Here is a 23,936-nt window from a genome sequence, read left to right on the forward strand (position 1 = left end):
CATGCACCGCATACAAATGCTGTGACAATCAGACTTGCCGACAGCGGACAGCCACTCATCAGAGCACCATATGCACGCGCCCGGTCGCGCGCAAATCCACGTGAATCGCCTGCAACTGATCGACACTGGTCGCGGTGATCAACACCTGCACGGAGAGGAAGCGTCCGTTGCGGCTGTCGCGAGTCACCAGCGTGGTCTCGTCAAAATTCGGCGCATGCCGGCGGATCACTTCTATTACCGCCGCGCTGAAGCCCTCGCCCGCGTCGCCGATCACCTTGATCGGATAGCGCTCACAGGGAAATTCGATTTTTGGCGCAGGTGTTTCGCTTTTGCTTTCGGTCATGGCGACGGACTCGTGATCCGTAAGCGCGCTCGGTGAGTAACCAGAGCGCACTCAGGTGGCATCAATTGAAAAGATTGAAGAAGAACAGCTGAATGCTATCCCAGAAACGACGGAACAGCCCGCCCTCCTCCACGGCCTCCAAGGCTATCAGATCGGTGCTCTGCAGCACCTGACCATCAAGAGTGACCTCGACTTTGCCCACTACATCGCCCTGCTGAATAGGCGCTGTCAGTTCCGGGTTGAAGGTCAGCCCGGCCTGCAGCTTGTCCATCTGTCCGCGAGGAAGGGTCAGGGTCAGATCATTCGCCAAGCCGGCACTGATCTGATCTTGCTGGCCCTTCCAGACCCGGGACTTCGCCAGTTCGACGCCCGTCTGGTAGAAGGTCCGGGTTTCAAAGAAGCGGAAGCCGTAGGTCAGCAGCTTTTGCGTCTCGGCCGCGCGAGCCTGCTCGCTATTGGTGCCGAACACGACACTGATCAGACGCATACCATCGCGCACTGCGGAAGCTACCAGGCAGTAGCCCGCCTCCTCGGTATGCCCGGTTTTCAGGCCATCGACGGTCTTGTCACGCCACAGCAGCAGGTTACGGTTGGGCTGCTTGATGTTGTTCCAGAAGAATTCCTTCTGGGCGTAGATATCATAGTGCGCCGGATCTTCGTAAATGATCGCGCGGGCTAGCTTGGCCATGTCGGCCGCTGAAGAATAATGTTCCGGATGGGGAAGCCCAGTGGCATTCATGAAGTGGGTGTTGCTCATGCCCAACCGCTGCGCCGTGCTGTTCATCAGGTCGGCGAAGGCCTCTTCGCTGCCAGCGATGTGCTCAGCCATCGCTACACTGGCGTCGTTGCCGGACTGGATGATGATGCCATGCAGCAGATCGTCGACCGAAACCTGCGTGTTGACCTGAATAAACATCCGCGAACCACCGGTACGCCAGGCCTTTTCGCTGACAGTGACCATGTCGCTGCCGGAAATCTGACCCTTCTTTATCTCCAGCGTGGCGATATAAGCCGTCATCAACTTGGTCAGGCTGGCCGGCGGCAGACGCTCGTCACCCCCGGCCTCGACCAGTACCTTGCCGCTGGCCGCATCCATCAGGACGTAGGACTTCGCCGCCAGCTGCGGCGGTGACGGAATGATCGGCTCGGCCCAGGCGACCGGCGCTACGAGCAGCACGGTAAGGAGGAACAGTCGGTGCACGAGGGTGGTGATAGTCATTGCTCTCTCAGAAATTGATGTTGGCAAAAATGATGTCGAATCGGTGCCGCTTTATCCAGCAAGGAAGCGTGCAAGCGTCAATCGTCACGTACGCGCCGCGGGTTTCCCAAATTTGCGAGACGGACGCTCTGTTCGAGCTGCGCCGCTTCATCCGCTGAGTCGATTGGTCCAAGGCGCACCCGGTGCAGAATCTGTTCCTGATGAACCACCGAGCTCACGAATACCGGGGCAGCAGTTATGCTGCTGAGCTTGTCACGCAACAGTTGGGCGGCGTCCGGGTTGGCAAATGCACCGACCTGAAGAAAGACCCCTGGTCTGGCTGAGGTCGACTTGTCGCGACGTTCGACCTGGACTGGCAAGGTTGCAGCGGCATGCTGTGCCGGGGGCGGCGCGTACTGCTCGACAGGCTGTGAAAGCGCGCGACCGGAGGGCTTGCTGGTCACTTTCTGCGGCTGCGCCAGCACCATCGGTGCCGGCCGGCCACGTTCGGCCCACCACTGTTCGGGGTCGATCCCTTCGACCTTGACCCGTGCTGTCCCGGTCTCCGCGTAGCCCAGCTTTTTCGCTGCGGCGAAGGACAAGTCGATGATCCGATCCGAGTAAAAAGGCCCACGGTCGTTGACCCGCAGCACCACCGTCTTGCCATTGTCGAGGTTGGTAACTCTCACGTAGCTGGGCAGCGGCAACGTCTTGTGTGCCGCGCTCATGCCGTACAGATCGTACTTCTCGCCATTGGCGGTCGGCTGACCGTGGAATTTGGTGCCGTACCATGAAGCGGTGCCGGTCGCACGGTAGTTACGACTGTCGCCCAGCGGGTAATAGGTCTTGCCCAGCACGGTGTAGGGATTGGCCTTGAACGGCCCGTTATGCGGCATCGGTGTCGCATCGGGGATACTGGAAACATCGACGTCCCACCATGGGGCGCCGTCCTTGTGAGGCCGTGAATAATCAGCAGGGCCGCTCATACCCACACTCGGAGCAGGCGCTGGCGATTGCGACTTCGGCGGGGAGGAGCAACCCGCGCCGAGGGCAGCGACGGCTATCGCCGCCAACAAACGAATTCTCATGGCATGTCCCGCGCCTGAACCATCTGCTCGGCGAGCTGGTGCACCGCCAAGGCGTACATCACGCTACGGTTGTAGCGCGTGATGACATAGAAATTAGGCAAGCCTACCCAATATTCGTCGCCTTCGGCACCGTCCAGACGGAAAGCCGTTACCGCGGTGTCATCAGCCGTCTGCGTCTCGGCCTGCCATTGCCAGCCGAGTTCACGCAGCTCAGCCGCATTCTTTACCGGTTCGAGGCCCTCGGTCAGGCCCTCGTCGTACCGCTCACCCTTGACGGTCGCCCGTGCCACTACTGGTGCATCGGTAATCCAACCGTGCTGTTTGAAATAGTTGGCGGCGCTTCCGATGGCATCGACCGGGTTCTTCCAGATGTCGATATGACCGTCGGCGTCGAAGTCCACAGCGTAGGCGCGAAAGCTGCTCGGCATGAATTGCGGCAGGCCCATCGCCCCGGCATAGGAACCGGTGAGGGTCAGCGGGTCGACCTGCTCCTCACGCGCCAGCAACAGGAACTCCTTGAGCTGCTGACGGAAGAACGGCTGGCGCGGCGGATAATCGAAGCCCAGCGTGGACAGGGCATCGATAACACGATAGTTGCCGGTGTTGCGGCCGTAAAAGGTTTCGACGCCAATGATCGCGACGATGACCTCGGCCGGCACGCCATATTCCTTCTCAGCGCGCGTAAGCGCAGCCTCGTTTTCGCGCCAGAAATCGATCCCCTGGGCGATTCGCGAATCGGTGATGAAGATCGGTCGATATTCGCTCCAGGGTTTGACCCGCTCTGCCGGCCGAGAGATGGCGTCAAGAATCGCCTGTTTGCGCTCCGCCTGGGCCAGCATTTCAACCAGTTGCTCGCTGGCAAACCCGTAATCCTGAGTCATTTCTCGAACGAACTCGGCGACCTTCTCGCCCTGGTAATCGGCAGCGAAAGCTCCAGGAGAATTGGTGAACACACCGAAAAGACCTGCTCCGCAGAGCACTCGCGCCAACCAGCCACGTCGTAATGGATTCAAGAAATTCACTCTATTCAAACCTGCGTGATCCACTTGCGGTGGGTGTGGATCGACATCAAAACCCCGAACCCCGATAGCAGGGTCACCAATGAAGTGCCGCCAAAACTGATAAAGGGCAGCGGCACCCCTACGACCGGCAGTAGCCCGCTGACCATACCGATATTGACGAAAACATATACGAAGAACGTCATGGTAAGCGCGCCGGCAAGCAACTTGCCAAACAGCGTCTGCGCCTGAACCGTGATAACCAGCCCCCGGGAGATCAGCAGCAAATACACCAACAGCAACAGACAGACGCCGACCAGACCGAACTCTTCGGCTAGGACCGCAATGATAAAGTCCGTATGGCTTTCGGGCAAAAAATCCAGATGTGACTGGGTACCCATCAGCCAGCCTTTGCCGAACACTCCGCCCGAGCCAATCGCCGCCTTCGACTGGATGATATTCCAGCCGGTTCCCAGGGGATCGCTCTCCGGATCGAGAAAGGTATGTACGCGTTGCTTCTGGTAGTTATGCAGGACGAAATACCACATGGCCACAGCAACCGGCACCAGAGCTGCAATCGCCCCAAGGATCCAGCGCCAGCGCAGCCCGGCGATGAACAGCACGAACGCGCCAGAAACCAGTACCAGCATCGATGTGCCCAAATCAGGTTGTTTGAGAATCAGCACAAAGGGCGTCAGGATGAGCCCCAGGCTGACCAGGGTGTGCTTGATCCCTGGCGGCAAGGCGCGAGCGGACAGATACCAGGCGATCGTCATCGGCATGATGATCTTCATGAACTCGGACGGCTGAAAGCGAATCACGCCGGGAATACTGATCCAGCGAGTCGCGCCCATCGCCGTGTACCCGACGAAGTCCACCGCCACCAGCAGCGCGACGACGAGCAGATAGCCGAGAGGAACCCAGCGCGCCATGAATCGCGGCTCCAATTGCGCAATGACCACCATGGCGCCCAGGCCGATGCCGTAAGAGGTGGCCTGCTTGAGCAGCAAGTCCCAGTTCTTGCCACCCGCCGAATAGAGGACGAACAGGCTGCCCGCCGCCAGTAGCAACAACAGCAGCAGCAACACGCCATCGATGTGCATGCGTTGCAGCAGCGTCGCTCGCCGGCGCATCACATCGGAGGTCGAAATCGTACGATCGAATGCTCCGCTCATGGCTTAGGTCCTTCGGCCGTCAGCGGGGGGGCGAACTCGGCCTTCAGCTCGCCCGCTTCGTTCAGCAACCAGGCATCCATGACCTGTTTGGCCACCGGTGCCGCAACACCGGAACCGGACTCTCCGTTCTCGACCATGACGGCTACCGCGATCTGTGGGTCGTGCACCGGCGCGAAGGCAACAAACAACGCGTGGTCACGGTGCCGTTCGGCAAGCTTGCCGCTGTCGTACCGCTCCCCCTGCTTGATGGCAACGACTTGTGCGGTCCCGCTTTTGCCGGCGATGCGATACTGAGCCGTATCACCGACCTTCTTAGCGGTGCCGCGTGCGCCGTGCAGGACCTTTTCCATACCGCCGATCGCTGCATCCCAATAACGCGGGTCACGCAGCCGAATGTCCGGCACAGGCTCGGGATCGACGGGTGCAACGCCCTCGATGCTCTTCGCCAGATGCGGGCGAATCCATTTGCCGTGATTCGCCATCAGCGCGGTCGCCTGGGCCAGTTGCAACGGCGTGGCCTGCATATAGCCCTGCCCAATGCCCAGGATGACGGTTTCGCCGGGATACCAGGCCTGACGGTAGCGCGCGCGCTTCCATTCACGCGACGGCATCAGGCCAGCGGTTTCCTCGAACATGTCCAGCGCCACGCGTTGACCGATGCCAAAGCGGGTCATGTACTCGTGCATCCGGTCGATGCCCATCTTGTGGGCCAGATCGTAAAAATAGGTATCGTTGGAACGATAGATCGCCGTCTCCAGGTTCACCCAGCCGTCGCCGCCGCGGTTCCAGTTACGGTACTTATGCTTCACGTTCGGAAGCTGGAAGAAACCGGGATCGAACACTTTGGCATCTTCGGTGGTGACGCCGGAATCGAGACCGGCGATCGCCATCATCGGTTTGATCGTCGACCCGGGTGGATACAGGCCGCGCAGCACGCGATTGAACAACGGCTGGTCAATCGAGTCACGCAGTTCACCGTATGCCTTGAAGCTGATACCAGTGACAAACAGATTGGGATCGAAACTCGGCTGGCTGACCATCGCCAGTACCTCGCCGGTTGCCGGCTGCAGTGCCACGATAGCGCCTCGACGGCCGGCCAACGCGGCTTCGGCCGCCTTTTGCAGCTCCAGATCGAGCGTCAGGGTGATGTCCTTGCCCGGAATCGGATCAGTGCGTTTGAGCACCCGTAACACCCGCCCGCGAGCGTTTGTTTCGACCTCCTCGTAGCCCACCTGCCCATGCAAGGAGTCTTCATAAAAGCGCTCGATGCCGGTCTTGCCGATATGGTGGGTACCGCTGTAGTTGACCGGATCGAGTTGTTTGACCTCCGCCTCGTTGATCCGACCGACGTAGCCGACCGAGTGCGCGAAGTGCTCGCCCTGCGGGTAATGCCGAACCAGCTGCGCCGCGACCTCGACGCCGGGCAGACGGAACTGGTCAACTGCGATGCGCGCGATCTGCTCCTCCGACAGCTCATACATGATCGGCACCGGTTCGAAAGGCCGCCGCCCCTGCAATACCCGCTTTTCGAAGAGCTCGCGCTCTTCGCTCGACAACGCCAGCACCTCCACCACGGTATCCAATGTCTTACGCCAATCTTCGGCGCGCTCGCGAGTCACCGTCAGACTGAAGCTTGGGCGGTTATCGGCGATGATCTTGCCGGTCCGATCGAAGATCAGCCCCCGGTTGGGCGGGATCGGCTGGACATGGACGCGGTTGTTTTCCGAGAGCGTCGAATGGTACTGGTACTGAACGACCTGAAGGTAATACAGGCGTGCAACCAACAGGCTAATCAGCAGCAAGACCAGCGCCCCACCCACGAGCACGCGCTGACGCACCAGGCGGGCGTCTTTTTCGTGGTCCTTGAGGGGGATCGGCTGGGACATCTTGGCTTTGGCTGTACTACTTGTGGTAAGGGTGACCCGACAGCAACGTCCAGGCGCGATAGATCTGCTCGCCGATGAGAATGCGTACCAGCGGATGTGGCAAAGTCAGCGGCGACAACGACCAGCGTTGTTCACTGCGCGCGCAGACCTCGGGCGCCAGCCCCTCCGGCCCGCCCACCATCAGGTTGACGTTGCGCGCATCGAGCCGCCAACGCTCTAACTCGGATGCCAGCTGCTCCGTACTCCACGACCGCCCCGTCACTTCCAGTGTGACGATTCGCTCGCCAGGCTGGACCTTCGCCAGCATGGCCTCGCCTTCCTGACGAATCAACCGCGCCACGTCGGCATTCTTGCCGCGCGTGTTAAGCGATATTTCGTGCAGCTCTAGCGGCAGTTCGGCAGGCAGACGTTTAGCGTACTCGTGCCAACCGTCTTCTACCCAACGCGGCATCTTGGAGCCCACCGCGACCAGCTTGATCCGCATGGATCGCTTATTCCTGCTCGCCCGCGTGCTGCGCGCGACTCTGCTCGGCGCCTTGCCAGAGGCGTTCGAGATCATAGAACTGGCGAGTCGGCACCTGCATCACGTGCACCACCACGTCACCCAGGTCGAGCAATGCCCATTCGCCGCCATCCAGGCCTTCGCTGCCGAGCGGACGTACACCCTGCTCCTTGACCTTCTCGAGCACATTATCGGCCAGCGACTTCACGTGGCGGCTGGAGGTACCGCTGGCGATCACCATGAAGTCGGTGACGCTGGTCTTGCCACGGACATCGATGGTGGTGATGTCGGCGCCTTTCAGATCTTCCAGGGCGCTGACGGCCAGCTGGACCAAAGAATCATTTTGCATAGCTTGAAACAACCTCAGTTCGACGCCCGGTAGAGTCCGTGCGCGTTGATATAAGCCAGTACGGCGTCGGGCACCAAAAAACGGACCGACCGGCCACTGGCCAGAAATTGACGAATTCGCGTCGCCGACACCTCGAGAGGCGCCTGCCAGACGAAGGCGATCTGCCCGCTGCTGCCGGCGAGCGCTAATGGGTCGCTCACGCTGCGGGCCGCCAACAGATCCCGCAGCGCTTCGGGCGCTTCACTGTCGGCGTCCGGGCGTTGCATGACGAGAATATGGCAGTGTTCGAGCAGCTCTTCCCAGCGGTGCCAACCGGGCAACCCGCAAAAGGCGTCCCAGCCTACGATGAGGAAAACCTGATCGTCGCGCCCCAGCTCTTCACGCAGCGACAGCAGCGTGTCGAGGGTATACGACGGTTTGTCGCGCTCCAGCTCGCGCGCATCGACCGCCAGGGGTGGCAGGTCCTGTACGGCCAACCGGACCATGGCCAGACGATCCTGCGCGGAGCTATTGGGTGCCTCACGGTGTGGCGGACGAAAATTCGGCACCAGACGAACCTCATCGAGCCCAAGCGTTTCGGCCACTTCCAGCGCACCCCGCAAGTGCCCGATATGCACCGGATCGAAGGTACCGCCGAGAACGCCGATGCGCCGGGGCTTACGAGCAGCGCTCATCAAGTACGCACGTGGCCGTCGCCGAACACCACATATTTCTCACTGGTCAGCCCCTCCAGGCCAACCGGACCGCGCGCATGCAGCTTATCGGTGGAAATACCGATTTCCGCGCCCAGCCCATATTCGAATCCGTCGGCGAAACGGGTCGAGGCATTGACCATTACCGACGCCGAGTCGACTTCGGTAATGAAGCGGCGAGCATCGGTGAAATTTTCCGTGACGATCGCATCGGTGTGCTGTGAACCGTAGCGATTGATGTGCTCGATCGCCTGGTCCAGCGACTCGACTACCCGGATCGACAGGATCGGCGCGTTGTACTCGGTGGACCAATCGGCTTCACTGGCTACCAGCACGTCGCTCCCGAGCAGCTCGCAGGTCTGCGCGCAACCGCGCAACTCGACGCCCTTGTCACGGTAGATCGCAGCCAGCGGCGGCAGCACGCGTGTAGTGATGGCCGCGTGCACCAGCAGCGTTTCCATGGTGTTACAGGGGGCGTAGCGCTGGGTCTTGGCGTTGTCCGCGACACGAATGGCCTTGTCGAGATCGGCGGCCTGGTCGATGTAGACATGGCAGATGCCGTCCAGATGCCTGATCACCGGCACCTTGGCGTCGCGACTGATGCGCTCGATCAGGCCCTTGCCTCCGCGCGGCACGATGACGTCGACATACTCGGGCATGGTGATCAACGCGCCGACTGCGGCACGATCGGTGGTCTCGACGACCTGCACCGCCGCTGCCGGCAGCTGAGCCTCGGCCAGGCCCAGCTGGATACAGCGGGCGATCGCCTGATTCGAATGAATCGCTTCCGAACCGCCTCGCAGGATAGTCGCGTTTCCAGACTTCAGGCAGAGGCTGGCAGCATCGATGGTCACGTTCGGCCGCGACTCGTAGATGATGCCGACCACGCCCAGCGGCACGCGCATCTTGCCGACCTGAATGCCCGAGGGCAGATAGCGCATGTCGCGGATCTCGCCGATCGGATCGGGCAGACCGGCGACCTGGCGCAGCCCTTCGATCATGTCGTCGATGCGCGCCGGGGTCAGCGCCAGGCGGTCCAGCATGGCCTCGTCCAGGCCATTCGCACGTCCTGCCTCGAGGTCTTGCCGGTTGGCGGCCACCAGCTCTTCGCGCGCGACGTCGAGCGCGGCAGCAGCAGCATGCAACGCCCGATTCTTCTGCGCGGTGGTGGCGCGCGCAAGCACACGCGAAGCCTCGCGCGCGGCGCGACCGAGGCGGGTCATGTAGTCGAGTACGGACTCGGTCATGGTCTGGCTGGCCTGATGGAGGAAAAGCCGCTGATTATAGCCACCCATGGGCCTCCCGCACAGCGGCGCCGGGCGAATGGTTGCAAGCGATGCGCCAAACTGCCTGAAGACGGTATTGGGATCGACTGCACGTGCCTGAAAGACCAGCCGCGACGTGTCGCCACACCACAAGCAACCACACCACGCCCAGGACGAGCCGCCGCAAGCCCGCTCGGCCACACGTCCAGCATTATCATGGCCACGCTTTGAAACCGGCACCGTAAGTGCTGGGTCGAAACCGTCTCGATTCAAGGAAAAAACCATGCCCGAATGGCTCACCGCTCTGACTAGCTGGCTCGCTGGCAATCCGCAATGGCTGGGTCTGAGCCTGTTTCTGGTGGCCTGCCTGGAATGCCTGGCCGTGGTCGGCCTGCTGATGCCGGGCACCGTGATGATTTTTGCCATCGCCGTGCTCGCCGGCAGCGGTGTACTGAGTCTCGGCGAGACATTGCTGCTGGGCTACGCCGGGGGCCTGCTGGGCGACCTGCTGTCCTACGGCCTGGGTCGGCGCTATCACCAGAACATCCGCAGCATGCGTGGGTTGCGTGAACACCCGGAATGGCTGACCCGCGCTGAGCTGTACTTCGAGCGCTACGGCATAGCCAGCCTCCTCGTGGGGCGCTTCATCGGCCCCCTACGACCCATGCTACCGCTCACAGCCGGTATGCTCGACATGCCATTCGGGCGTTTTTTGCTGGTCAGCCTGGTCGCGACGGCCGGCTGGTCGATGGCCTATCTGCTACCGGGCTGGACGGCCGGCGCCGCCGTGCGACTGCCGTTGCCGGACGGCTTCTGGGGCGAGGCAGGCGTTGTTCTGGCGGCATTGCTACTGCTCATCGGCGGTGTAGTGCACTGCAGCCTGCATCAGATGCGCTGGGTCACACCCTTGGCCGCAGGCCTCAGCGCCATCATCTTGATCGGTTTATTTTTCGGCTGGCCTTATCTGGAGGAATTCGACCAAGGCCTGATGACCGTCGTCCAAGGGGAGCGCAGCCCGATATTCGATCGTTTCGTGGTCGTGGTCACCCGGGCCGGCGATTTCCATACCCAGCTGTGGGCCGCGGTGCTGTTGAGCCTGCTGTTGATCGTGGCGAAGCAATGGCGTGCGGCGACGTTCGCCATCCTCACACTGCTGGGCACGGCGCTGGCCAACGGCGCGCTGAAAGCGACGTTCGGGCGGATCCGCCCGGAAATCCTTCTCGAACCCCTGCACAGTTTCAGCTTTCCCAGCGGCCATAGCTCGGCGGCATTCGCGTTCTTTCTCACCCTCGGGGTCCTTGCCGGGCGCGGCCAGCCGCCGCGCCTGCGCCTGGCCTGGGTCCTTCTGGCAGGACTGCCCGCAACCGCCATCGCACTGTCACGGGTCTATCTGGGCGTGCATTGGCCGACCGACGTGATCGCCGGTGCCGTTCTGGCCTCCACCATTTGCGCGGCGAGCCTGACCGTCGTGCAATGGCGTGCACCGATGAACGCACTCTCTCCCAAGGTCTGGTGGCTGATTCTACCCGCGGTTCTGGGCCTGATCGGCGCGTTCGCGATCTGGGCATTGCCGGGTGCCATGTTGCTGTATCGCTATCAATAGCCTACCGCCAGAGAACCTAGGCGTCGTCACTAGCAACTGCGTCGCCTTGCAATTGCTCCAGCCAATGCTGAATGCGCTGCAGTTGCGACGGTGCATCGTCCAACTGCAACAGTTCAACCTTCTGCTCCGGCTGGAAAGGCAGCAGGTAGGCCAACTGGTGCGCCAGAGAACGTTGCCCCTGCACGGCACCGCCCATACCCAGGGTTTCGACCAGCGGATGCTGCCCCAGAGCCTCAAGCAGAACCGCCAGGTCAACGTGCTCATCGCCCAGCGGCAGATCGTCGCCTTCGTCGCGCCAGCTGACCTCGGCCACGGTGAGCTGATCACGCCGCACTTCGGCCGACAGCACATCGAAGCGCCTGCCGCCTTCAACCCGAATGCCCAGCAAGCCGTTGGGACGCTGCTGCCAGTCCCGGATCAGCGCCTCACAACCGGTCGGCGCGTATTCGCTCGCTGCCAGCCCCACCTCGCTGCCCTCGATGAGACGGACCACACCGAAGCCATGTCCGGCTTTCAGGCAGCTGCTGACCATGTCCAGATAGCGCGCCTCGAAGATCTGCAGATCGAGGACGCAACCTGGAAATAACACGGTGTCGAGCGGAAACAACGGCAGCTTCATTGAGACTCCTTACAACAGCAACACGGCCAGCGGCAGCAGTACCGCCGTCATCACGCCCATCAGACTCATCGCCAGCGCCGCAAAAGCACCACATTCGTCGCCTTCCTGCAGCGCCTGAGCGGTGCCCACCGCATGGGCGGTCAACCCGAGCGCCATGCCGCGGGCTGCAGGATGCTGAACGCCAAACCGACGCAACAGTTCCGGACCGATAATCGCGCCGATGATACCGGTGATCATGACGAACACCGCGGCGAGCGCCACCACGCCGCCAATCTGCTCGGCCACCAGCATGGCGATGGGCGAGGTCACCGATTTTGGTGCCAGGGTCATCAGAATCATCGGGTCGGTACCAAAAGCCCAGGCCAACGCCATACCCAGCGCCGTCGCGCCGGTACCGGCCAATAGCAGCGTGAGCATGATCGGCCCGAACAACTCGCGAATCCGCCGCAGATTGAGATACAGCGGCACGGCCAGCGCCACGGTCGCCGGCCCCAATAGCACAGTGAGCATTTGCGCACTGCCACGGTATTCGTCATAACTGAGGCCGCACGCCAAGAGAGTGCCGATGACGACCAGCATCGACACCAGCACGGGCTGCAGAAACACCCAGCGGGTCTTCTCGTACGCCGCGTAAGCCAACTGGAACGCCGTCAGCGTAATCGCCACACCGAACAGCGGATGATGGATGACCGCATCCCAGGCCGCCTGCCATTGCACTGTGATCATGTCCGCCCCGTACCGCGTTGCTGGCGGCGGATCAGGGCCTGCATCAGCCAGCCGGTGAACACCAACGACACCACCAGGGACAGCACCAGCACGCCGACAATCGCCCAGAAATCGTCGAGAATCGCCTCGCTATAGGCCATCACACCCACGGCCGGCGGGACAAGCAGCAGCGGCAGATAGCGCAACAGACTCCTGGCGGCCAACTGCAGCGATTCGCTGGCCTGCCCGCGCGCCAATAGCGCCGCGAACAGCAGCAGAAGCCCGATGATAGGCCCCGGCAGTATCGGCAAAACCATTACATTGAGCGCGGTGCCGAGCAATTGGAACAGCACCAGCCAGGTTAGGCCGCGTAGCAGCATGAGCGTCTCCGATACAAAAGAAGCGCAATTATAGGCATCTCCCTACAACGAAACCTGCTGCACGTGCCGGCCCGGTCTATGGCCCATCATTCGCAGCAGCATGCGTGCTTGATTCGTCGCCAGGCGCATGCTGATCTGGCCGTCCGCGTTGTACCGCTAATAAAACAACAAACGCCCGGAGGACATATGCCGCAGGTACCCGTAACAGAACTCAAGGACTACATTGGCAAGGAGCTTGGCCGCTCCGAATGGTTCACCGTCGACCAGCAGCGAGTCGACCAGTTCGCCGATTGCACCGGCGACCACCAATTCATCCACATCGATCCTGAGAAGGCGGCGCAGACCCCTTTCGGCGGGACCATTGCACACGGCTATCTGTCGCTGTCGCTGCTGCCGATGCTGATGGAAGGCGTCATGATCCGACCCGAAGGCACCAAGATGGGCGTCAACTACGGACTCGACAGCCTGCGTTTCATTCAGCCGGTGAGGGTCGGCTCGCGGGTACGCCTGGCCGCGACGTTGTTGGACGCGTACGAAAAAAACCCAGGGCAGTGGCTGCTCAAATGTCGCGTTGTGATGGAAATCGAAGGCGTGGAGAAGCCCGCCTACATCGCCGAAACCCTGGCGCTCTGCATCGTCTGAAGTCGCTGGGGTGCGTGGTTGTCGCGCCCCGGCGCGTTTGCGGCATACTGCCGGCATCGCATTTCTGGATTGCCGCATGCGCCGCCTCGCTCCGTTCCTGTTCGCCTGCTCCCTCGCCGCCTGCGGTGATGGCGAGCCGCTGCTACCTGCCGATGCCGTGCTGCCTGACGGCGGACGCTACCGCGGCGAGGTTGTCGATGGGTTGTTGCAGGGCGAAGGGCGTATCGACTACCCGAATGGCAGCCACTATCGCGGCGCGTTCCAAGACGGCCGGTGGCATGGCCACGGCGTCTGGCAAGGCGCCAATGGCGACCGTTACGAAGGCGAGTTCAAGCAGGGGCTGTTCGATGGTCAGGGACGGTTCAGCTACGCCACGGGCGGCGTCTACGAAGGGCACTTCCTGCGTGGCAGCCTCAACGGCAGAGGGCGCTATACCGAGCAGGGATTGAGCTACGAAGGGGAATTCCAGAACGACCTCTACCACGGCATCGGCAAACTGCAGAGCTCGGATGGCGTGACGTACGAAGGCGGGTTCGTCGAAGGCCAGCCCCATGGCGAGGGCATCCGCCGCGATGCAACCGGTGAGTTCAGCGGCACCTTCGTCAATGGCCGCCTGACCGGCAAGGGCGTCTATCGCGGGGGCGGCGGCGAACACTATCTTGGCCAGTTCCAGGACGACCAGTTCCACGGGCCGGGTCGTTACGAAGAGGCCAACGGAGAGGTCTGGAAAGGGACTTTCAAACACGGTGAGCTAAGCGGTGAAGGCGAATACATCGGCATCGACGGTACGCGTTACAGTGGCGGATTCAAGCGCTGGCAATACCACGGCAAGGGCAGCCTGCAACAACCGGACGGTAGCCATTACCAAGGCACCTTTCGCGCGGGGCGGTTCGACGGCCCAGGCACGCTAACCCTTCCCGACGGCACCGAGCAGAGCGGATCCTGGCACGCCGGCCGCCTCATCCAAGACCTCGCAGGCAAACGCTTGGCCGATCCGTTGGAAATCGGCCTGTTGCGCCAAGGGCAATTGCTCGACGAGGCCCTCGACGCAGTCCCGGTATCGACCCCCAAGGCCGAACTCTACAGCCTGACCCTTGCTGGCGATGGTCAACAGAGCGTGTTCCTTCGCGAGGTGGACTATGTCGACGAACTGCTGGCCGGACACTTCGCCGCCCGGGGCCAGATCACCCTGGTCAACCACCGTGACCATCTCGCCGATCGGCCGCTGGCCACCCGTGAAAATTTGTCTCGTGCCATTCAGCGGCTGGCCGAGCGCAGCGGCGAAGAAGACCTGATCTTCATCTACCTGACCAGTCACGGCTCCGCCGACCATCAGCTGGTACTGGCACAACCCCGACTGGCACTTGAGGACCTGCCGGCGGCGGACCTGGCAGTGCTACTGCAGCCGCTCGCCGAACGCAACAAGGTGGTGGTGATTTCCGCCTGCTATTCCGGCGGCTTCATCGGGCCACTGAAAAACCTGCACACCCTGGTGATCACCGCCGCTCGCGCCGACCGGGTGTCGTTCGGCTGCTCCGAGGAGAGCGATTTCACCTATTTCGGGCGGGCCCTGTTCGCCGAAGCCCTGCAGGAAACCAAAGACATTGTGCAGGCCTTCACGCTGGCACAGGCGAGGGTTGCCGAACGTGAGCAAGCCGACCACTATCAGGCTTCGGAGCCGCAAATATGGGCACCGGAGCAGGTTGTCGAACACTGGCGCACGCTGAACCAACAACAGCCAACGCCGACCGACTGATCGTTACAGGAAGCCAAACCATGTATTTGACGCCACAGCGCATTTTGCTTGCCGGCGCCACCGGGCTGACCGGCGAGCACCTGCTCGACCGCCTGCTCAACGAACCCACAGTGGAGAGCGTGCTGGCCCCCAGCCGCAAACCATTGGCCGAACACCCCCGGCTCGAAAACCCGGTCGGTCAATTGCAGGCGCTGTTGCCGCAGCTGGCGGGTGAATTCGACACCGCCTTCTGCTGCCTGGGCAGCACCCTCAAGGAAGCCGGAAGCCAGGAAGCCTTCCGCGCTATCGATCATGATCTGGTCGTGGCGTTCGCCAGACGCGCCCGTGAGCTGGGTGCACGCCACCTGTTGGTCATCAGCTCATTGGGCGCCAATCCGGACAGTTCGATCTTCTATTGTCGGGTCAAGGGCGAGATGGAAGAGGCACTGCGTGCGCAGGACTGGCCGCAACTGACCATCGCGCGCCCATCGCAGCTGCTGGGTCCTCGCATGGAGGTGCGCCCGATGGAACGGCTGACCACACCGCTCTCATATCTCTTACCCGGCAAGTATCGCGGCATCGCCGCTTGCACGCTCGCGCGTGCACTCTGGCGGCTGGCACTGGAGGAAGGCGACGGCACGCGAATAGTCGAATCGGACGAATTAAGGCGCCTGGGGAAATAGGCGACAGGGAGGCTGCCGCTCTCGCTTATAGCCCGCAGCTCAGATCTTGATGAAATGCTCGCGGTAGTGGCGCAGCTCGGCGATCGATTCGCGAATGTCATCCAGCGCTAGGTGCGTACCACCCTTCTTGAAGCCTGCCAGCACGTCCGGCGCCCAGCGCGCAGCCAGCTCCTTGAGAGTCGAAACATCCAGGTTACGGTAATGGAAATAGGCTTCCAGGCGCGGCATGCGCCGATACAGGAAGCGCCGGTCCTGGCAGATGCTGTTGCCACAGATCGGCGACTTGCCTTTGGGCACCCATTGCTCGAGAAAGGCCAGGGTTTGCGCCTCGGCTTCTTCGGTGGAGATTCGGCTGTCACGCACCCGCTGGGTCAAACCGGAACCGCCATGCTGGCGGGTATTCCACTCATCCATGCCGGCAAGAACTTCGTCGCTCTGATGGATGGCGATGACCGGCCCCTCAGCCAGGACGTTCAGCTGACTGTCGGTGACGATCGTCGCCATCTCGATGATGACGTCGTTGTCCGGATCCAGGCCGGTCATTTCCAGATCGATCCAGATGAGATTTTGTGAGTTCTGCATGGTGAGCTCCTTGGCTGTGGCGCGCAGTTTAGCCGCTCGCGAAAGGGCCGTCAGGTAGTGCTTCAGCCTGCTGGCCGCCAGATCAACAGACGTGAGCGCCGCCAGTCCTCGATCGGCAGGATCTCTTGCGGCTCGACCCCCGGCACTTCGAAGCTGTTGCTGATCAGCAGCGCGCCGGGCCGCATCTCGTTGCGCGCCTTCTGCCACAACGCTGGCATGGGTGCGGGAGAAAGAAAGCAATAGACCACATCATGATCGGCCAAGGATTCACGCCAGAAGCTTCGAAAACGCACCCGGCAGTTGCGCTGCGGCAGGCAGCGCAACCAGCACAGCGCAAAGGTCAGCGGCGCGGTCTCGACACCCATGAAGTGTGCCGATGGATAGGCATGCGCCAGTCGCAGCAGGGTTCCGCCGAGGCCGCTGCCCAGATCGACGAAACGAAAGTCGCTAGGCAACCGTGCCAACCGCTGGATCAGCTGTTGCTCCGCTGCCGTACCGGTCAGGTACAGCGGCACCCGCTCGGTCAACGCATTCCAGTTCAACAACAGCAGCACGATGAAGCCAGCCAGGAGCAGCCAGGGCGGCAGCGACTGGTCCTGCAGCAGTACCAGCCCCGGTACAAAACCGAAGTTGATCGGCAGCCACCAGCGCGACAACCCGAACAGCTGGCCGAAAAGCGCCGCGAGCGAGCCCTGCAGCCACGCGGCGGTCAGCAGGCTGATAGACCAGCCCGTCAACCGCGCCAATGCCAGCAACAGCAACCAGCTGACGATCAGTGACGACAGTTGGCTGAACAATGCCAGCAAGGCGGGAAATCGAGCGAGAGAAAAAGCCGGCATGGAGGATCGTCGCAGAAGCACCAGTCACAAAGTCTAACCGTCCGGCAGCGCCCCATACAGGCCCGTGATCGCGCCTGGCGGCATGCTAGACTCGCCTACTTTTTTCCAGCCCAGGCACCGCAGACCAATGGCCAAACGCCACCTCAACCGCCGGCAAAGCTGGCGTATCGAGAAGATCCAGGAAGAGCGCGCCTCACGGGCCGCGCGCCGAGAATCACGTGCCATCGAAGAGCTCGAGGGCGGCGACCTCGGCCCGGAGCAGACCGGCCTGGTGATCGCCCACTTCGGTGTACAGGTTGAGGTCGAGGCACAGGAAGGCGAACACCGCGGTCAGGTATTTCGTTGCCATCTGCGCGCCAACCTGCCGGCCCTGGTGACCGGCGACCGGGTGGTCTGGCGACCGGGCAATCAGGGCATCGGCGTGATCGTCGCCCAGTTGCCGCGCCAGTCCGAGCTCTGCCGGCCCGACACGCGCGGTCAGCTCAAGCCGGTGGCAGCCAACGTCGACCTGATCGTCATCGTCTTTGCCCCACTGCCGGAACCTCACGCCAACCTCATCGACCGCTATCTGATCGCCGCCGAACATGCCGGCATCACCCCCTTGCTGCTGTTGAACAAGGCCGATCTGATCGATGCGCAGAACCAAGGCGCACTCAACGCGCTGCTGTCGGTGTATCGGACCCTGGGTTACCCGTTGATGGAAGTGTCCGCGCATGACGGCGCGGGCATGGAGGCACTGCAAGCGCGGCTCGACGGTCATGTCAGTGTGTTCGTCGGCCAGTCCGGAGTGGGCAAATCGTCGCTGGTCAACAGCCTGCTGCCGGGTGTCGATACGCGCGTCGGAGCACTGTCGGAAATGACCGGTAAGGGCACCCATACCACTACCACTGCCCGCCTCTTCCACTTTCCAGGCGGTGGTGAGCTGATCGACTCACCAGGCATTCGCGAATTCGGCCTGGGCCACGTCAGCCGCGCCGATGTGGAAGCCGGCTTCATCGAGTTTCAGGAGTTGCTGGGACATTGTCGCTTCCGCGATTGCAGGCACGACCGCGAGCCGGGCTGTGCGCTATTGAAAGCACTGGAGCAAGGGCAGATACAGCCGCAGCGCATGGCCAGCTATCGGCATATCATCAGCAGCCTGCCAGAAGCCGACTATTAGTCATTCGCTTCCTGAGCCAGCCGTGAACGCCAAGGCGCGGCGTCAATTGCCGTCGGGCTGGTCGAACTGCAGCACACCGTCCTCGAAGATATTCAATCGCTTGCGCAATTCTGCCGGAGGCAATACCTCAGGCGCAGGCAACGGCGCTCCGGTTGTGGACGCTTGCTCCGGACTGTCCGGCTGATCTGCCGCATCCGATTGTTCACCCTCAATGTTGCGCTGCGCTTTCTTGGTCAGCACCAGAATGTCGATGCGCCGATTGACCGGATTCAACGGGTTTTCCCGATCGAACAAGGCCGACGACGCATAGCCCACCACGCGGGCGATCTGGTCTTCCGGATAACCGCCAGCGACCAGCGTGCGCCGTGCCGCGTTGGCGCGGCCCGCCGACAGCTCCCAATTGCCGAAATCGCCCTGCCCCGAGTAAGGCTTGGCGTCGGTGTGACCACTGACGCTGATCTTGTTCGGTACCGCGCGAATGGTATCGGCCATCGCCAGCAGGATATCTTCGAAATAGGGCTGCAGCTGCGCACTGCCCAAGGCGAACATTGGGCGATTGGCCGCATCCATGATCTGGATCCGCAATCCGTCCTGAGTGATCTCGAACAGAATCTGGTCCTTGAAGCGGGTCAGGTCCGGGTTTTCGTCGACCTTGTTCTGCAATTCCTGCAACAACAGCTCCAGGCGCTCGCGCTCCAACTGCTCGGCGAAGGTTTCCGCCTGATCGGCGTCGATCTTCGATTCGCTCTGCTGGATCGCCGGATCAACCTCCTCATTGAGCGTGCGGTCCGGCGACGGCGTGGGCGTACCGCCGAGATCGATGACGTGCGGACTCGCGCTCTCGGTAAAACCGATGGGGTCCTGGAAGTAACCGGAAATGGCCCGCTTCTGCTCCGGCGTGGCCGAAGACATCAGCCACATCACCAGAAAGAACGCCATCATGGCGGTCGCGAAATCGGCGAAGGCGATCTTCCAGGCGCCGCCATGGTGCCCGGCCGCGGATTTCTTGACCCGCTTGATGATGATTGGTTGGGTATTGTCCATGGTTGCGCTTAGCTGCCACGCATGGCTTGTTCAAGCTCGGAGAAGCTAGGCCGATGCGCGGAAAACAGCACCTTGCGACCGAACTCCACCGCCAGGGTCGGCGGCATGCCGGAGGCGGAAGAAACCAGGGTTGCCTTGATGCCTTCGTAGAGGTTCAGTTCCTCCTTGGCATCATGCTCGAGCGCGGCCGCCAGCGGCCCGAAGAATCCATAGGACGCAAGAATACCGAGGAAGGTGCCGACCAGCGCCGTGCCAACCTTTTCGCCGATTTCCGCATTGTTCGCTTCGGCCAGCACCGACATGGTGATGACGATACCCAGTACCGCCGCGACGATACCCATCGCAGGCAGGCCGTCGGCGATCTTGGATACCGCATGAGAAGGATGTTCGAGCTCCTCCTTCATGCTGTTCAGTTCCATGTCGAACAGCCCCTCCAGCTCATGCGGAGCCATGTTGCCCGACGACATGATTCGCAGATAGTCGCAAATGAACGCGGTCATCCGGTCATCCTTCAGAATCGCCGGGTACTTGCTGAAGATGGGGCTGGCGCTCGGCTCTTCGAGATCCGCCTCGATAGCCATCATCCCCTCGCGACGGCTCTTGTTGAGGATTTCATAGAGCAGGCCCAGCACTTCCAGGTAGTACTTGTGGGTGAACCGCGAGCTGAACATCTGCAAGGACTTCTTGAACACGATCTTCGTCGTGCTGCCGGGGTTGGCCTGGAGAAAGCCACCCAGTGCCGCGCCACCAATGATCATCACCTCGAACGGGTGGATAAGCGCGCCGAGCTTGCCGCCAGACAACACAAAACCGCCGAGCACGCTGGCGATGACTACGATGATGCCGATAATTTTTGCCATAGGGGGTACGTCTAAAACCTGATCTCAGGGCACCTGGGACGAGCCGCGCAACATCGCGCGCTCACTGGGTTACAGGCGGGGCGTATGAAAAGAATTGTTCTGGTTATCGGAACTTTTGCGCCAGACTAAAGGCCATCCCGATGAAATGCTAGTTTGACGGCGCCATGACTACGACCCCACTCCCCTGCACACTTGCCGCCTGGATAAAGACGCTGGACGCCGTCGTGCTACCTGCAGCCGCCGATCCGTATGCGCGCGTCCAGCGGGCGCTGCGTGACAGCAGCATGTCCATGCGCCAGATCGCCGATCTGATTCAGGAGAGCCCGGTCCTGGCGCTCGTCGTGATTCGCGAAGCCAACCGCAACGCGGCAACCACCAACAAGCCAGCCGAAAGCCTGGAAGTTGCGCTCAGCCGCATCGGGCTGAAACGCGCCGAAGCCCTGTTCGCACGGATTCCAGCAACCCAGCCGCGCGATATCCCCGCACCGCTGCGGCAAATCATGCTGATCAGCAGCCATGCCAGCCAGCAAGCCAACGGGCTCTTCGCCTCCCGCCTCGCACGACTCTGGCAGGAAATCCACTGGAGCAGCCTGCTGTTCCTTGCGCCCGTCTGGGCACTGGTCGCGGCTCATCCGGAACTGCTCGAGGCCTGGGAGCAGCGGGTATTGGTCAAGCGTGAGCCGGCCCGTCAGGTCGAACAATCGCTGCTGGGCATATCGCTACTGGAACTTTGCGTGGCAACTGCCGAACACTGGGGGCTGCCCGGCTGGGTCGCCCAGGGCTATCGGCTGCTCAGCGAGCATCGCCGCATGCTGGTCAAAGCGCTGCATGTCGCCCATGACAATGAGCACCCCCTGCATCAGCAACAGATGCTCGATGCCGATCCGCCGCTGCGTCGATGGCTCACCCTGCCGAGCAATACCATTTTGCTCGCCAACGGTCTCGCTCTCTCGGCGCACCACAGCTGGAGCGGTATTCACAGCCTGCGCTGGCAGCGGCTCGCCGGGCTGTATCTTCAGGTCCCGCTAGCCGAGTTGCAGCAAATGACGCACCAGCAGGCCGTGGCCAGTGCGCAAGCCATCGGCAAGACCGATCTCTGGCATCCAGCTCAGGGCCTGCTCTGGCCCTGGGAGAGCAGGTTCCAGCACGAAAAAGTCGCAAAGCTGCCGGATACCGACGCTTTGGCGCAGTGGCGCGCGCATTGCCGTGAACTGCTCAGCGAACCCAGCCCGTACGGCAACGTGGTCCAACTCACCGCCACCGCTTGCAAAGCGCTGTCCTGCGCCGGCATGCAACGGGTGCTGTTGATGCTGGTCGACCGCAAGCAGCAGCGCCTAGTCAGCCAGCAGACCAGCGGCCTGCCGAGCGAGGCCATCCGGCTGACGCTAGATCCGGACCAGAGCCAGGTGTTGCGCAGGTTGCTCGAAAAGCCCGCATTGCTTCGGCTCACACCTGACAACGTGGCACAGTTTTCCGCGCTACTGCCGGGCGCGCTGAAGGCGCTTTTCCCCAGCGAGCACGTTCTGCTGCGCTCCGTTGGCCATGAGGGTCGAACGTTCATGCTGCTGGTGGCGGATCAGGACAACAGCGCATTCAGCGACATGGGGCTGCAGGCCTTCACCAAAACCGTCCAATGCATCGAGCGCGCCCTGGCGACGTTCAGCAAACGCGGCCGCTGATGTTTTTCGCTAGACTTTACCCTTTCCGTCCGACTGAGATTTGCCGTGTCCGCGTTTTCAGCCCTCCCCCTGGTAATCGAACCAACCGATCTGGCCGAGCGCCTTAACGAACCCGAGCTGATCCTCGTCGACCTGACCAGCGCGACTCGCTACGCCGAAGGCCATCTGCCCGGCGCACGATTCGTCGATCCCAAGCTGACTCAGCTCGGCCAGCCACCCGCACCGGGGCATCTGCCTGGCAAGCCCCAGCTAGAGGCACTGTTCGGCGCGTTGGGGCATAACCCCGACGCGGTCTATGTGGCCTATGACGACGAAGGGGGCGGCTGGGCCGGGCGCTTCATCTGGTTGCTCGATGTCATCGGGCATCATCGCTATCACTACCTGAACGGCGGGCTGCACGCCTGGCTGGCCGAGCACAGGCCGCTGTCGCAAGACAAGCCCGTCGACGCAGGCGGGCCGATTGCCCTGACGCTCGACGAGGCGCCTAGCGCTACCCACCCATACATCGAAAGCCGGCTGGGCGCTCCCGACCTGGTCATCTGGGATGCTCGCTCGCCCGAGGAATATCGCGGCGAGAAGGCACTTGCAGCTCGCGCCGGCCATATCCCCGGCGCCATCAATTTCGAATGGACCGCGGCGATGGACCCGGCGCGCGCCCTGCGTATCCGCGAAGACATCGCCGAACGGCTGGAAGCGCTCGGCATCACCGCTGACAAGGAAATCATCACCCACTGCCAGACGCATCATCGCTCCGGCTTCACCTACCTGCTGGCCAAGGCTTTGGGCTATCCGCGCGTCAAGGGATATCCAGGCTCCTGGGGCGAATGGGGCAACCTGCCCGACACCCCGATCCAGCAATGAAAAGGTCACCCATGAAAGATCGCTTGTTCGTATTCAGTCAGTACTTGCTCCCGCATCACCTGATCTCACGGTTGGCCGGTTGCCTCGCCGAGTGTCGCCTGCCATGGGTGAAGAACACCTTCATCAAATGGTTCGTCCGGCACTTCCAGGTCGACATGCGCGAAGCTCAGGTCGAAGACCCAACCGCCTACGAACATTTCAACGCCTTTTTCACCCGCGCCCTGAAGGACGGCGCTCGGCCTCTGGATCCGACGCCTGGCGCGATTCTAAACCCATGCGATGGGGCCATCAGCCAGCTCGGCCGGATCGAGCAAGGCCGGATCTTCCAAGCCAAGGGCCATAGCTACAGCGTGACGGAGCTGCTCGGAGGCGATCACCAACGAGCGGCCCCCTTCATGGGTGGCGATTTCGCCACCGTGTACCTGTCGCCCAAGGACTATCACCGCGTGCATATGCCGCTGGCCGGCACCCTGCGCGAAATGGTTTACGTGCCGGGTCGCATCTTCTCGGTTAACACCGTGACTGCCGAAGGCGTACCGGAGTTGTTTGCCCGTAACGAACGGGTGGTCTGCCTGTTCGATACCGAGCGTGGGCCCATGGCGATGGTGCTGGTTGGCGCAATGATCGTCGCCAGCATCGAGACGGTGTGGGCCGGATTGGTCACACCGCCCAAGCGCGCACTCAAGACCGTCCGTTACGACGAGGCGAGCCGAGCCCCCATCCATCTGGAGAAAGGCGCCGAGATGGGGCGCTTCAAGCTTGGCTCTACCGTGATTCTGCTGTTCGGGCCCGATCAGGTCAGCTGGGCCGAAGAGCTGTCGGCATTGACGCCGGTATGCATGGGTGATGGACTGGGACAGACCAAGCCGGTGCCACCGACTGCCACGCCAGCTTCGAACACGACCCTGCCCTAAGCGATAGCCAATGGTCGGCTAGCACTAGCCAACATCTTCTCGTTCGTTATGATGTCACTCGAAACGATTCCATTTTGACATCACCGCTGGCGAACGCCTGGACGCACCGCCGAATCAAAGACGATGCGTCAGGAC

The 23,936-nt window shown here is 62.0% G+C and carries 25 protein-coding genes; 8 read left to right on the plus strand and 17 right to left on the minus strand.

Going from position 1 to position 23,936, the window contains the following annotated elements; genetic code table 11:
- Positions 1 to 58: 58 nt before the first annotated feature.
- From UF78_RS19200 to UF78_RS19245, 10 genes are all read right to left on the minus strand, one after another.
- Positions 59 to 343, minus strand: coding sequence for a DUF493 domain-containing protein (locus tag UF78_RS19200; protein ID WP_045163819.1), 285 nt, complete (start codon positions 341 to 343; stop codon positions 59 to 61).
- A 61-nt stretch (positions 344 to 404) separates the two neighbouring features.
- A complete protein-coding gene (locus tag UF78_RS19205) occupies positions 405 to 1,562 on the minus strand; it encodes a D-alanyl-D-alanine carboxypeptidase family protein (RefSeq protein WP_045163820.1) in 1,158 nt (385 codons plus the stop codon).
- Between the two features lie 77 nt (positions 1,563 to 1,639).
- Positions 1,640 to 2,629, minus strand: a complete 990-nt coding sequence (locus UF78_RS19210; protein WP_045163821.1) for a septal ring lytic transglycosylase RlpA family protein — start codon at positions 2,627 to 2,629, stop codon at positions 1,640 to 1,642.
- Positions 2,626 to 3,609, minus strand: coding sequence for a lytic murein transglycosylase B (mltB, locus tag UF78_RS19215; RefSeq protein ID WP_045164360.1), 984 nt, complete (start codon positions 3,607 to 3,609; stop codon positions 2,626 to 2,628). Before mltB ends, UF78_RS19210 begins: the two co-directional genes overlap by 4 nt.
- Positions 3,610 to 3,656: 47 nt before the next feature.
- Positions 3,657 to 4,760, minus strand: a complete 1,104-nt coding sequence (rodA, locus tag UF78_RS19220) for a rod shape-determining protein RodA (protein WP_196298709.1) — start codon at positions 4,758 to 4,760, stop codon at positions 3,657 to 3,659.
- A gap of 38 nt (positions 4,761 to 4,798) precedes the next feature.
- On the minus strand, positions 4,799 to 6,688 hold the full coding sequence (gene mrdA, locus UF78_RS19225) for a penicillin-binding protein 2 (protein WP_045163823.1): 1,890 nt from the start codon (positions 6,686 to 6,688) through the stop codon (positions 4,799 to 4,801).
- A gap of 16 nt (positions 6,689 to 6,704) precedes the next feature.
- On the minus strand, positions 6,705 to 7,172 hold the full coding sequence (rlmH, locus tag UF78_RS19230) for a 23S rRNA (pseudouridine(1915)-N(3))-methyltransferase RlmH (RefSeq protein ID WP_045163824.1): 468 nt from the start codon (positions 7,170 to 7,172) through the stop codon (positions 6,705 to 6,707).
- 7 nt (positions 7,173 to 7,179) lie between these two features.
- On the minus strand, positions 7,180 to 7,539 hold the full coding sequence (rsfS, locus tag UF78_RS19235) for a ribosome silencing factor (protein ID WP_021209688.1): 360 nt from the start codon (positions 7,537 to 7,539) through the stop codon (positions 7,180 to 7,182).
- Between the two features lie 14 nt (positions 7,540 to 7,553).
- Entirely contained in the window at positions 7,554 to 8,213 is a 660-nt protein-coding gene (gene nadD, locus UF78_RS19240; protein WP_045163825.1) for a nicotinate-nucleotide adenylyltransferase, read from the minus strand.
- Positions 8,213 to 9,478: a glutamate-5-semialdehyde dehydrogenase gene (locus UF78_RS19245; protein ID WP_045164361.1), complete on the minus strand. Its 1,266-nt coding sequence runs from the start codon at positions 9,476 to 9,478 to the stop codon at positions 8,213 to 8,215. The genes nadD and UF78_RS19245 overlap by 1 nt, the downstream gene beginning before the upstream one ends.
- Positions 9,479 to 9,779: 301 nt before the next feature.
- Between UF78_RS19245 and UF78_RS19250 the strand changes: the two genes are divergently transcribed.
- Entirely contained in the window at positions 9,780 to 11,099 is a 1,320-nt protein-coding gene (locus UF78_RS19250; RefSeq protein ID WP_045163826.1) for a bifunctional DedA family/phosphatase PAP2 family protein, read from the plus strand.
- Between the two features lie 16 nt (positions 11,100 to 11,115).
- Here the strand turns inward: UF78_RS19250 and UF78_RS19255 are convergent, their stop codons facing one another.
- The 3 genes from UF78_RS19255 to UF78_RS19265 are packed head-to-tail and all read right to left on the minus strand — an operon-like array spanning position 11,116 to position 12,803.
- The gene (locus UF78_RS19255; protein ID WP_045163827.1) at positions 11,116 to 11,718 is read right to left on the minus strand and encodes an LON peptidase substrate-binding domain-containing protein; all 603 of its coding nucleotides are present in this window, start codon (positions 11,716 to 11,718) and stop codon (positions 11,116 to 11,118) included.
- Positions 11,719 to 11,727: 9 nt separating this feature from the next.
- Positions 11,728 to 12,435, minus strand: a complete 708-nt coding sequence (locus UF78_RS19260; RefSeq protein ID WP_196298710.1) for an LrgB family protein — start codon at positions 12,433 to 12,435, stop codon at positions 11,728 to 11,730.
- 5 nt (positions 12,436 to 12,440) lie between these two features.
- Positions 12,441 to 12,803 (minus strand): CidA/LrgA family protein, encoded by a 363-nt coding sequence (locus UF78_RS19265; RefSeq protein WP_045163829.1) that lies wholly within the window; start codon positions 12,801 to 12,803, stop codon positions 12,441 to 12,443.
- 186 nt (positions 12,804 to 12,989) lie between these two features.
- Between UF78_RS19265 and UF78_RS19270 the strand changes: the two genes are divergently transcribed.
- The 3 genes from UF78_RS19270 (at position 12,990) to UF78_RS19280 (ending at position 15,863) form a co-directional block, all read left to right on the plus strand.
- Complete coding sequence (locus tag UF78_RS19270) at positions 12,990 to 13,445, plus strand: MaoC family dehydratase (RefSeq protein WP_045163830.1); 456 nt, start codon at positions 12,990 to 12,992, stop codon at positions 13,443 to 13,445.
- Positions 13,446 to 13,521: 76 nt separating this feature from the next.
- Entirely contained in the window at positions 13,522 to 15,201 is a 1,680-nt protein-coding gene (locus UF78_RS19275; protein WP_045163831.1) for a C13 family peptidase, read from the plus strand.
- 20 nt (positions 15,202 to 15,221) lie between these two features.
- Positions 15,222 to 15,863: an oxidoreductase gene (locus tag UF78_RS19280; RefSeq protein WP_045163832.1), complete on the plus strand. Its 642-nt coding sequence runs from the start codon at positions 15,222 to 15,224 to the stop codon at positions 15,861 to 15,863.
- A 39-nt stretch (positions 15,864 to 15,902) separates the two neighbouring features.
- Here UF78_RS19280 and orn read toward each other — a convergent pair whose 3' ends face one another.
- Both orn and UF78_RS19290 read right to left on the minus strand, forming a co-directional pair.
- The gene (gene orn, locus UF78_RS19285; protein ID WP_045163833.1) at positions 15,903 to 16,445 is read right to left on the minus strand and encodes an oligoribonuclease; all 543 of its coding nucleotides are present in this window, start codon (positions 16,443 to 16,445) and stop codon (positions 15,903 to 15,905) included.
- Positions 16,446 to 16,507: 62 nt separating this feature from the next.
- Positions 16,508 to 17,284, minus strand: coding sequence for a hypothetical protein (locus UF78_RS19290; protein ID WP_045163834.1), 777 nt, complete (start codon positions 17,282 to 17,284; stop codon positions 16,508 to 16,510).
- 127 nt (positions 17,285 to 17,411) lie between these two features.
- Between UF78_RS19290 and rsgA the strand changes: the two genes are divergently transcribed.
- Complete coding sequence (gene rsgA / locus UF78_RS19295) at positions 17,412 to 18,443, plus strand: small ribosomal subunit biogenesis GTPase RsgA (protein ID WP_045163835.1); 1,032 nt, start codon at positions 17,412 to 17,414, stop codon at positions 18,441 to 18,443.
- Between the two features lie 42 nt (positions 18,444 to 18,485).
- On the opposite strand, the gene motB is transcribed toward rsgA, so the two are convergent.
- Positions 18,486 to 19,487 carry a flagellar motor protein MotB gene (motB, locus tag UF78_RS19300; protein ID WP_045163836.1) on the minus strand — a complete coding sequence of 334 codons (1,002 nt, stop codon included), beginning with the start codon at positions 19,485 to 19,487 and terminating at the stop codon, positions 18,486 to 18,488.
- An 8-nt stretch (positions 19,488 to 19,495) separates the two neighbouring features.
- Positions 19,496 to 20,347 (minus strand): flagellar motor stator protein MotA, encoded by an 852-nt coding sequence (gene motA, locus UF78_RS19305; protein ID WP_045163837.1) that lies wholly within the window; start codon positions 20,345 to 20,347, stop codon positions 19,496 to 19,498.
- A 164-nt stretch (positions 20,348 to 20,511) separates the two neighbouring features.
- Here motA and UF78_RS19310 point away from each other — a divergent pair, with 164 nt between their 5' ends.
- The 3 genes from UF78_RS19310 to asd are packed head-to-tail and all read left to right on the plus strand — an operon-like array spanning position 20,512 to position 23,801.
- Positions 20,512 to 22,026 carry an HDOD domain-containing protein gene (locus UF78_RS19310; protein WP_045163838.1) on the plus strand — a complete coding sequence of 505 codons (1,515 nt, stop codon included), beginning with the start codon at positions 20,512 to 20,514 and terminating at the stop codon, positions 22,024 to 22,026.
- A gap of 45 nt (positions 22,027 to 22,071) precedes the next feature.
- Positions 22,072 to 22,887, plus strand: coding sequence for a rhodanese-like domain-containing protein (locus tag UF78_RS19315; protein ID WP_045163839.1), 816 nt, complete (start codon positions 22,072 to 22,074; stop codon positions 22,885 to 22,887).
- Between the two features lie 11 nt (positions 22,888 to 22,898).
- Entirely contained in the window at positions 22,899 to 23,801 is a 903-nt protein-coding gene (asd, locus tag UF78_RS19320; protein WP_045163840.1) for an archaetidylserine decarboxylase, read from the plus strand.
- Positions 23,802 to 23,936: the final 135 nt, after the last annotated feature.

It is taken from the genome of Stutzerimonas stutzeri (genome assembly GCF_000952685.1).
GTDB lineage: Bacteria > Pseudomonadota > Gammaproteobacteria > Pseudomonadales > Pseudomonadaceae > Stutzerimonas > Stutzerimonas stutzeri_E.

Coding starts and splice junctions, on each gene's coding strand:
- UF78_RS19200 (WP_045163819.1), bottom strand. CDS start 343: ATGACCGAAAGCAAAAGCGAAACACCTGCGCCAAAAATCGAATTTCCC.
- UF78_RS19205 (WP_045163820.1), bottom strand. CDS start 1,562: ATGACTATCACCACCCTCGTGCACCGACTGTTCCTCCTTACCGTGCTG.
- UF78_RS19210 (WP_045163821.1), bottom strand. CDS start 2,629: ATGAGAATTCGTTTGTTGGCGGCGATAGCCGTCGCTGCCCTCGGCGCG.
- rodA (WP_196298709.1), bottom strand. CDS start 4,760: ATGCGCCGGCGAGCGACGCTGCTGCAACGCATGCACATCGATGGCGTG.
- mrdA (WP_045163823.1), bottom strand. CDS start 6,688: ATGTCCCAGCCGATCCCCCTCAAGGACCACGAAAAAGACGCCCGCCTG.
- rlmH (WP_045163824.1), bottom strand. CDS start 7,172: ATGCGGATCAAGCTGGTCGCGGTGGGCTCCAAGATGCCGCGTTGGGTA.
- rsfS (WP_021209688.1), bottom strand. CDS start 7,539: ATGCAAAATGATTCTTTGGTCCAGCTGGCCGTCAGCGCCCTGGAAGAT.
- nadD (WP_045163825.1), bottom strand. CDS start 8,213: ATGAGCGCTGCTCGTAAGCCCCGGCGCATCGGCGTTCTCGGCGGTACC.
- UF78_RS19245 (WP_045164361.1), bottom strand. CDS start 9,478: ATGACCGAGTCCGTACTCGACTACATGACCCGCCTCGGTCGCGCCGCG.
- UF78_RS19250 (WP_045163826.1), top strand. CDS start 9,780: ATGCCCGAATGGCTCACCGCTCTGACTAGCTGGCTCGCTGGCAATCCG.
- UF78_RS19255 (WP_045163827.1), bottom strand. CDS start 11,718: ATGAAGCTGCCGTTGTTTCCGCTCGACACCGTGTTATTTCCAGGTTGC.
- UF78_RS19265 (WP_045163829.1), bottom strand. CDS start 12,803: ATGCTGCTACGCGGCCTAACCTGGCTGGTGCTGTTCCAATTGCTCGGC.
- UF78_RS19270 (WP_045163830.1), top strand. CDS start 12,990: ATGCCGCAGGTACCCGTAACAGAACTCAAGGACTACATTGGCAAGGAG.
- UF78_RS19275 (WP_045163831.1), top strand. CDS start 13,522: ATGCGCCGCCTCGCTCCGTTCCTGTTCGCCTGCTCCCTCGCCGCCTGC.
- UF78_RS19280 (WP_045163832.1), top strand. CDS start 15,222: ATGTATTTGACGCCACAGCGCATTTTGCTTGCCGGCGCCACCGGGCTG.
- orn (WP_045163833.1), bottom strand. CDS start 16,445: ATGCAGAACTCACAAAATCTCATCTGGATCGATCTGGAAATGACCGGC.
- UF78_RS19290 (WP_045163834.1), bottom strand. CDS start 17,284: ATGCCGGCTTTTTCTCTCGCTCGATTTCCCGCCTTGCTGGCATTGTTC.
- rsgA (WP_045163835.1), top strand. CDS start 17,412: ATGGCCAAACGCCACCTCAACCGCCGGCAAAGCTGGCGTATCGAGAAG.
- motB (WP_045163836.1), bottom strand. CDS start 19,487: ATGGACAATACCCAACCAATCATCATCAAGCGGGTCAAGAAATCCGCG.
- motA (WP_045163837.1), bottom strand. CDS start 20,347: ATGGCAAAAATTATCGGCATCATCGTAGTCATCGCCAGCGTGCTCGGC.
- UF78_RS19310 (WP_045163838.1), top strand. CDS start 20,512: ATGACTACGACCCCACTCCCCTGCACACTTGCCGCCTGGATAAAGACG.
- asd (WP_045163840.1), top strand. CDS start 22,899: ATGAAAGATCGCTTGTTCGTATTCAGTCAGTACTTGCTCCCGCATCAC.